Origin of the sequence: Sphingobacterium humi (assembly GCF_009768885.1) — a bacterium.
In the GTDB taxonomy this organism is placed as follows: Bacteria; Bacteroidota; Bacteroidia; order Sphingobacteriales; family Sphingobacteriaceae; genus Sphingobacterium; species Sphingobacterium humi.
The window spans coordinates 1-8,835 of the sequence record NZ_WSQA01000026.1; the positions used below are offsets into that span (position 1 = coordinate 1).

Consider the following 8,835-nt stretch of genomic DNA (forward strand, 5'->3'; position numbering starts at 1 on the left):
ATGTACATACCGGATATGGCAACCAAATCGGACGGCGACCATCCCAATTCGTCCAGTTTCTTATCAAATTCCTCATCGCTTACGAGGTAAGCGGTTTCGGGATTGCGGAGCATCGCCTCTCTCTCCAACAGGTCTTTTTGTTCCTGCAATTTGTTGAGGTCAAGCACTTGGTTTTCGAGCATGGCGTTTGTGCCTTTTACCACCGGACTTAATACCGCATTGATAGTTCCCAATACGATGGTCGGGAAGAACATAATGCAAAGCCCGATGGCGAAAGGTCGCAGGAGCGGAAACACGTCTATCGGTTCTGCACGGCTCAATGCCTGCCACACTTTCAGTGCCATGTAGAACAGTGCGCCCAATCCGGCGATGCCCTTAGCCACTGTCGCCATATCGGCGGACAGTGGGAGCATCTCATCGTAAAGCGAGCGCAGGAGTTCGTGAAGATTGTTCCATTCCATAGCTTACCAGTATTTTTGTTCAGCAGTTCCGTACAGTTCAAGCACCCTTTTAGTATTGTTCTGTTTTTTAGCCCTTAATATGCTCACGGAAATGTTTTTGTTGGTGTAATAGCGGACAAGGCTGTGATAATCCTTGACCTCTTTGTAAACCTTGTCGATGATGTCCATACGCTCTTTATCGTTCAGCGAAAGCGAGGTCGAGGAAACAATCTGTTTCAGTTCTTTGAGCAGTTCGGTACTCTCGTTCAATAGCGTGGAATAACCGTTGGCAATTGCCGTCAGTTCCTGCGGAGAGAAATTGGGGTCGTTCATCATTTTGCCGAAATTGTTCACGTACATTTCGGACACATTGCCCACGAGCAACACGGTCTGTTGCACCTTACGGGCATCTTTCACCAAGTTGTTTACGGCTTTCAGTTTGTCGTAATATTCCTTGCCCTGTTCATACACTTTTTTTACCTCGTTGAAATTCTTTACCACGTTTGAAACGGTGGATGAAGTCTGTATGATTTCATTTGCACTGTTGATGATACCCGATGCAAGGTTTGCAGGGTCGGTCACAATCCATTGTGCCTTTGCGGACGGTGCAACGGCAAGCATAAATGCCGTACACACCAGTAACATTGTTTTCTTCATTGTCTCTGATTTTTTTTAAATGATTAATAATTACCTGCCTACCGGACAGGCAGGTTTGCGTTCTCACGTCTCTGTTGGGCAATGCGTTTTATCGCCAGTTCCACATTGCCGTCCAGTTCGGATGCCAGTTGCATGACTTCCATTTTTTCGGTTTCCTCTGTGGTGTATGCCAAATATTCTTCGAGCGAAACCTCTGTGGCATACACGGCGGAGTGCGTACCGCCAAGCCCAATCCATACCTCTTTGTAAAGCCTTGACGGGTCATTGTTCTGATTGATGGAAAGGATTTGGGATTTTTCCTTTTCTGTAAGCCCCAACATTTCTTGTATCGCATCGAATTTGTTCATGTACTTGCGTTGGTCAAGCAGGATTTTACAGTCGGAATTGTTGATGATACTTTCCTTGACCACGGGTGACTGGATGATGTCGTCCACTTCCTGCGTGACTACGATAGCCTCACCAAAAAATTTGCGGACGGTCTTAAACAGGTACTTGATGTACTCCGCCATTCCCTCTTTGGCGATAGCTTTCCACGCTTCCTCAATCAGTATCATTTTGCGCACACCTTTGAGCCTGCGCATCTTATTGATGAATACTTCCATAATGATGATGGTCACTATGGGAAAGAGGATTTTGTGGTCTTTAATCGCATCAATTTCAAACACGATAAAGCGTTTGGAAAGCAGGTCAAGTTGCTTGTCGGAGTTCAACAGATAGTCGTACTCTCCGCCCTTGTAATAGGGTTCAAGCACGTTCAGAAAATTTGCGAGGTCAAAGTCTTTTTCCCTCACCTGTTTGTCTTCCAGTACCTTTTTGTAGTCACCTTTTACATACTCGTAAAATCCATTGAAAGAGGGATATTCACCGCTTTGCCTGATACGGTCGATATAACCGCTCACGGCATTGGACAATGCCACTTCCTCGGAACGGGTCGGCGGTTCATCGTCACGCTTCCAAAGCGTAAGAATGAGCGTTTTGATACTTTCCCTTTTCTCAATGTCGAATACGCCGTCATCCGTATAAAATGGATTGAATGCAATCGGGTTGTCTTCGGTGTAGGTAAAATACACACCGTCTTTTCCTTTTGTCTTCCCCTTAATCAGTTCGCACAGCCCTTGATAAGAGTTGCCCGTATCGACCAATAGTACATGGGAGCCTTGCTCATAATACTGCCTCACCATGTGATTGGTGAAGAATGATTTTCCACTTCCAGTTTGGAGGGTTGGCGGGCTACTCAATTAAGAATAGCCCGCCAACCCCCAGATGGGCCTAACACGAAGCGATTGCGATTTGTGATAATGCCCCGCTTCATAGGCAAATCTGATATATCCAAATGGATGGGCTTTCCTGTCAATCGGTCTGCCATCTTAATACCGAAAGGCGATGGCGAATTTTGGTAGTTGGTTTCCTCGATGAAGAAACACAGCGCAGGTTCAATGAACGTGTAAAAACTTTCCTCTGCCGGAAAGTCACCTGCATTTCCTGCCATGCCTGCCCAATACAGTGTCGCAACATCCACCGTGTTGTGCCTCGGCTTGCATTCCATCAAAGCGAGCGCACTGCCCGTATCGTTCTTTAGCTGTTTGAGTTCGTTCGGGTCATCCGACCACGCCATCACATTGAAGTGCGCACGGATAGAGGATAGCCCGAAGCTGTGCGCTTCGTTCAGATACCTTTCAATCCACTCTTTGTTAATCTGATTGGCACGGCTGTACCTTGCCAGTGAGTGCATATTACGGGCTGACTTTTCAAACTTCCGCAGGTTCTCATCGCTGTTATCCAAAAACAAATACTGATTGTAAATATGGTTACAGCTAAGGAGCAAGCCCACGGGAGAGGCAAAGGACAACAGGCAATCGCTCCTGTCCGTGGACAGCTTTTCATACCTCGTATTTGCCGATACCGTGTTTGGCAAATCGTCCGTATCGGACAGGGTGTGCAGGCACAGCCTTTTGTTGCCAATACGCACGTCCTCGCTTCCCAAAGCGATGTCCTGCATGGGCGTTCCGGCTTCCCTCGACAGGGTAAGGTACTGTTCGAGCAATCCCTGTTGGTCGCCTGTGCCGATGATGTCATCCTCGGTCAAGCGTTCCAGTTTTACAAAACCACTATCATTGACAATACGCTCAAACTGTGCCACCGCTTCCATGAACTTTCGGACGGTTTCTTTATCCCTTATTTCTTTCGGGATAAGTACACCTTTGCAAAGCGAACTAAAGTTGCTCTGCATCCGCATCCGCTCTTTGGTCGTCTTGGTCAAAAAGAGATAGCAGTAATGGTTTAAAAAAGGACGTTCGTTGAAATGCTGTTGATAGGACTTTGCAAGGAAACTCAATCCGTCCTGTGCAATATCCGGCGCATAACTTTCCTTGATGTACCAGTCCTGTTTGTGGACAATGGTATAGTCCGGCAAGGTCTTGATAGCCTTGTGCCATGCCGAATGGATGGCATCGTACTCCGCCGATGCCACCGTAAATAACTCCGGCAGGTGTACCCGAAAGCAAGCCGTGATGTCTGCATCCTTTGAAATGATGCAGTTGTGTTCTACTGCCAGTAATGGAAACTTGCTTTCCAACGTTGTGGCTTTTCCTGTATTTCTCATAAATGACTGGATTTAGAAGTGATTTTTAAATAGCGGTGTATGGCTCTGCGACAGATGATGTATTTCGGATGCCTTTTCTTTGCCCCGACTTTCATCAATCCGTGTTCGCCGTATTTGCCGTTCAATGCGAATGTTTGCCAAACGATGAGCGATGCACCGCCTGCCCCGACAAGCAGGCACACGTAGGAGTTTACGCCTGCCATGTACATGACCATGACAAGGATAAGCACGCCGAGCAGACCACCTGCGAAGATGAACAGGTACTGTGCTTTCAGCCCTTTGAACTCGACCGTTCTGCCGATACCTTTATTGATATTGTAATTGCTCATAGGTCGTCGGCTTAAAGGAAGAATGAGCGGAGAATGGTCGCCGCTACGATGAGGAAGATACAAGCCCCAAACCACGACGCCGCAGTCTTGCTTGTATCGGGGTCACCGCTACTAAATTTGTTGTACACCTTTACGCCACCGATTAATCCGACCACAGCCCCAATCGCATAAATTAATTGGGTTGCAGGGTCGAAATAGGAGGTCACCATCTGCGTGGCTTCGGTGATACCTGCCGAGCCGTTGCCCTGTGCGAACACACCTAATGCCGACAGGAACGCAACGCCTGTCAGCAACATTTTTTTGCTTTGTTTTACCATGATTTAACTGAATTAAATTGTTACTACTTGCCCACCTCGTGCGGGCTTTCGCAACAAAAATCTTATGGAAATCGAAGCGTTATGGCAAACTGGAAATCAGCGGAATGAATTGGCAGTGAGTGGCTGTTAAAGCAAAAAAATATTATATTTAGTACATTTATAGCAGGATATATTTTACCAACTAATAGATTTAAATTAACATGGGAATTATAGGGTCAAAATGGAGAAAATGGAACTTTCATATTCATACTAAAGGAACTAATAAAAATGACCAGTTTTCATCCGCTACAATGGATGATTTCTTTCATACGTTTTTCAAAAAAGCTTATGAGCAACAGATTTCAGCAATAGGAATAACTGATTACTTCTCAATCGAGAAGTATCTTGAAACAATTGCATACAGAAACACAATTGGAGATAAAGTAGATGGTAGTGGACAAAAACTCTTTAGCGATGAAGAGATAGCGTTCATTAGCGATATTTTTATCTTCCCCAATGTTGAATTGAGAATGTTACCAGCTACGGATAAAGGTCGTTTAATAAATATACATTGTGTATTTAATCCCGAGTATGTAGTAGATTTAGAGAACGATTTCTTTTCCCATATTGAAAATCAAGATGGGGTAAAAATGAACAAACATGGGATAACAAACTATGGAAAAACTTTAGACCCTCAAATTAACGAACCTCACAAACAATACGAAAAAGGCATAGAGAATTTTGTCATTGACCTAAAATCTCTACGAGAGCTTATTTCAACAAATAAGAAATTTAGGGATAACACATTACTTATTGTGAGCAATTCTAATAATGATGGTGCTTCGGGAACGCAAAAGCACTATGACCTATTTGAAAATGAAAATGGTAGTTTAGATGGTTTGAGAACATCTATATATAAGATTTCAGATGCCATATTTTCTGCAAATCCAAAGGACATTAAATACTTTATCGGAAAAAAATCCTATGGTTCAGAGGGATATAATGAAACGATTTATAGAAAAGAGGTTGAAGACGTTATCCAACATAGAGGGTCGTTAAAACCTTGTATTGTCGGATGTGACGCTCATAAAGAGGATGACTTATTTTCTAAGTTTACTTGGGTAAAGAGCGACTTGAATTTCGAGGGGTTAAGGCAAATTTGCTTTGAACCTGAACATAGGGTTAAAATTCAAAATGATACTCCCGACTTTAAGGAAGAAAAATTACTAATAGAAAAAGTCTCCTTTCTATCTCCTAATAGTGTATTCTCAACTAAAGCTATACATCTCAATCCTAATCTCAATGTTATAATTGGAGGAAAATCTTCGGGCAAATCAATTCTACTTTATGCAATAGCAAAGACCCTTTCAGCAGATGAAACAGTATTAAAAAATGATGATGGAACAGAAAAGTATGACTTAGATAAGATTGAAAATGGATTTGATTTCCAAATAACAACCAAAGGAGGTTTTACACAAAACTTGAAAAGGCAATCGGACGAAAACTCAATACTTCCAGAGATTAAGTATATCCCACAGAACTATTTAGTGAAACTCGCAGAACCCGAACTTAACAAAAAAGGAAAGTCCTTAAATAAACTCGTAAGGGATTTGATTACCGAGGACGATACTTCTAAAGAGTGGTATCAAGATTTTGTAAATAAGGTTTCTCAAAATGACAAGTTGAGAAATGCGCAAATTGATATTTACTTTGAAACTCAAAAAGAGATACAAGATTTGGAGGATGAGCTGAAAACGAAATCCAACAGACTTGTGCTGGAAAAAAATATTGAAACAAATTCACAAAAAGTGGAAGACCTAAATAAAAGTACTGGTCTTACCTCTGAACAAGTCGCAGAATACAAAGAACTTCAAGGTAAACTTGAGGCTAATAATACAAAACGTCAAAATTTCAAAGACGATTTTTCAACCATCCAAAACTTCAATAGCGAGTTCATTCAAGCAATGAAAAGCTTAAAGCAAAAAAAGGATGCTGTATTGCAACAATTGCAATTACAAGAGATAAAAGATTTTTATAAAATAGCTTATGCTGATATTGATGCCTTATTGACCAAAGCAAATGATATTGCTACTGAGATAGAAGTCCAAGTGAAAGAAGACGGTATGCGTTCCTTTATAAGAGAATGTAAATTTGGAGAGGTACTCAATACTATACATAGCGAGCAGGTTGAAATAAAGAAGTTGATACAGCCGTATTTGCAAGATGAGCAGGTTAAAAAAGCTGTCGAAGCGTTAAATCTATCCATCGCAAATGATAAAAAAGCTCTGCATGATATTGTGGTTTTAACCAAGAAAATACAAGAAAAAAACAAACTTCTTGTAGATACCAAGAACGAGATATTCGAGATTTACAAAAGTAGTTATCAGGAGTATATTAATATCATAACAGCCTTAAGGGATAGAACTATTGAATTAGAAAAAGATGGATTAGGGATAGTTGGAAAAGCACAATACAACTATGTCAAATTACGCAAGGAAATGTATGCTATAAGTGATGGCAGAAGTGCTTCCTATAACCAATATAACATTTTGTCGGATAGCAAAAAAGCTACGGATGAAGCCGATTTTGAAACAATATTTGAGGATGTCAAAAAGCTATTTAATGATTTGATTGATAAGAAGTATGTGCTGACAAATAGAACATCCATCCAGTCGGCGGTAAAAATTGTTTTAGATGACTATTTCTTTGATTATTGGGAGATAAACTATAAAAATGATAAACTTGGAGAAATGTCTACTGGTAAGGCAAGCTTTGTTATCTTGATGCTGATTATTGGTCTAAGTAAATCTAAAGCACCTATATTAATAGACCAACCCGAAGATAACCTTGATAATAGGTCAATCACGACAGATTTAGTCAATTACCTTAGAAGTAAAAAACTCGAACGTCAGATAATTATAGTCACACACAATGCAAATATTGTAGTGAATGCGGATGCTGAAAATGTTATCGTAGCTAATCAAAAGGGTCAAAACGATGAACAATCAACAAGTATTTTTAAATTCGATTACATAAACGGAGCTATTGAAAACTCTTTTGACAAAATCGCCACGGAAACAGATGTTTTAAAATCAATGGGTATTAGGCAACATATTGCGGATATTGTCGAGGGAGGTAAAGATGCGTTTATTATGCGAGAGAAAAAATACAGGTTTCACTAATTGACAATCGGGGAGCTTACACAAACTCCCCAATGTCGAAATCCTCTAAATCACTTTTCCGCAAATCGGGAGAACTGAAATCCGTTCCGGCGGAGAGGCTTTTGTCCAACAACTCTGCAATCTTCCGTGAAGCCCCATCCATTGAGTTTTCGAGCAGACTTAACAATTCCGTTCCCTGTAATCGTTGAACTATGTCCACCGCTTTCTGTTGTTGGGCAGGTTCAAGTGTATCTTGCTCCAACCATGCCCCTACGGTTGTCAGTTCATCAAAGGTAACCCCTGTGGCAAACTCATTGTCGCTGTCCTCAAACCCGTATTCATCCCATTCGTCTTCCTCATTTTCAAAATCGGACATACTCCCGAAAACTTCATCCGGCTCTCCCTCAATCTGCGGATTTTCCAATCCAAAACCTATCCCGTAGGTTTCTGTTCCAAAATTATCAGCTATCCCGTCACGTTCGCCCGATTGTCTCTTTGTGGCATTCAGTGGCAAGGTGTGGCGTTCCACAGGCTTGGGAAGCCCCATAATATCCGGCAGGTCGGGGCTTTTCTTTTCCGGCTTTATTTCCTTGCGGACATTCTTATGGATGACTACCTTATCTTTCAGCAAAAGGATGATGACGATGATAAGGCATATTACAATCAATGTTTCCATAGCTATAAGATTGGCTTTTGCTTGTCGGCATAGATAATCTTTATTTCGTCTCCGAACTCCTCAAAGTGATGTTTCAGTACGCTGTGCAGGTAATCGGTAAGCGTAATTTCTCCCTCGCCGAGCAGAAAGACGATACGGGATAATTTCTTATGGAAATCGGGGCTTATGTAGACCGATTTTCCGCACCTTGCCACGACCCCTGTCGGTCTTAAAAATGCCGATTTGTAATGCGCTTTGCGCAATACCTTTTCCGGTTGTTTTTGCTGTGTCTTGTTCATAATCGAATGCTTTAAAAAATGGGTTTAAACTTATTGTTGAAATCATCGGTGATGGCTTTCTCGAACTGTTCAAAATGATGTTCGAGAATATTGTCCAAATAGGCGTACAGAGGTATTTTATCCTCGCCGATAACCTGCACGATACGGGAAAGCCGTTCGTGGTATTCCTGCCGGATGTAGATGCTCTTATCGCCACGGCGTGTCATGGTGTGGCTGTTGAGAAAACGCTCGCCATAGCCCGTATCGGAAGCCCTCTTTTGTCGGGTGCGCTCTTTGGCTACGGGCTTTTCCGTTGGCGTTTCCTTTGTCGGCTCTGCGCTCGGCTCTTGCGGTGCTACCGCCTGTTGGGGCTTCTTTGTTTCGCCTGCCATAATGGACATGAGATATGCCTCGTCA

The 8,835-nt window shown here is 42.2% G+C and carries 8 protein-coding genes and 1 pseudogene; 1 reads left to right on the forward strand and 8 read right to left on the reverse strand.

The features are described 5' to 3' along the window. From GQF63_RS19435 to GQF63_RS19455, 5 genes and pseudogenes are all read right to left on the reverse strand, one after another. Window positions 1-461 (reverse strand): TraJ family protein (locus GQF63_RS19435; RefSeq protein WP_484589596.1); only part of this gene is annotated, 461 nt, incomplete at its 3' end. Between the two features lie 3 nt (window positions 462-464). Further along, complete coding sequence (locus GQF63_RS19440) at window positions 465-1,097, reverse strand: DUF4141 domain-containing protein (RefSeq protein ID WP_160370898.1); 633 nt, start codon at window positions 1,095-1,097, stop codon at window positions 465-467. A gap of 38 nt (window positions 1,098-1,135) precedes the next feature. Beyond that, window positions 1,136-3,699, reverse strand: a pseudogene (locus tag GQF63_RS19445) (TraG family conjugative transposon ATPase). Continuing rightward, on the reverse strand, window positions 3,696-4,028 hold the full coding sequence (locus GQF63_RS19450) for a DUF4133 domain-containing protein (protein WP_160370909.1): 333 nt from the start codon (window positions 4,026-4,028) through the stop codon (window positions 3,696-3,698). The pseudogene GQF63_RS19445 and the gene GQF63_RS19450 overlap by 4 nt, the downstream one beginning before the upstream one ends. Window positions 4,029-4,039: 11 nt before the next feature. Next, window positions 4,040-4,345, reverse strand: a complete 306-nt coding sequence (locus GQF63_RS19455; protein WP_160370910.1) for a DUF4134 domain-containing protein — start codon at window positions 4,343-4,345, stop codon at window positions 4,040-4,042. A gap of 200 nt (window positions 4,346-4,545) precedes the next feature. On the opposite strand from GQF63_RS19455, the gene GQF63_RS19460 reads away from it, so the two are divergent. Beyond that, window positions 4,546-7,506, forward strand: coding sequence for a TrlF family AAA-like ATPase (locus GQF63_RS19460; RefSeq protein WP_160370911.1), 2,961 nt, complete (start codon window positions 4,546-4,548; stop codon window positions 7,504-7,506). A gap of 16 nt (window positions 7,507-7,522) precedes the next feature. Here GQF63_RS19460 and GQF63_RS19465 read toward each other — a convergent pair whose 3' ends face one another. The 3 genes from GQF63_RS19465 to GQF63_RS19475 all read right to left on the reverse strand — a co-directional run. Continuing rightward, on the reverse strand, window positions 7,523-8,161 hold the full coding sequence (locus GQF63_RS19465; RefSeq protein ID WP_160370912.1) for a conjugal transfer protein TraD: 639 nt from the start codon (window positions 8,159-8,161) through the stop codon (window positions 7,523-7,525). A 2-nt stretch (window positions 8,162-8,163) separates the two neighbouring features. Beyond that, on the reverse strand, window positions 8,164-8,439 hold the full coding sequence (locus tag GQF63_RS19470; RefSeq protein WP_045756031.1) for a DUF3408 domain-containing protein: 276 nt from the start codon (window positions 8,437-8,439) through the stop codon (window positions 8,164-8,166). An 11-nt stretch (window positions 8,440-8,450) separates the two neighbouring features. Continuing rightward, window positions 8,451-8,835, reverse strand: a 385-nt coding sequence (locus GQF63_RS19475; protein ID WP_160370913.1) for a DUF3408 domain-containing protein, incomplete at its 5' end; no start/stop codon positions are given.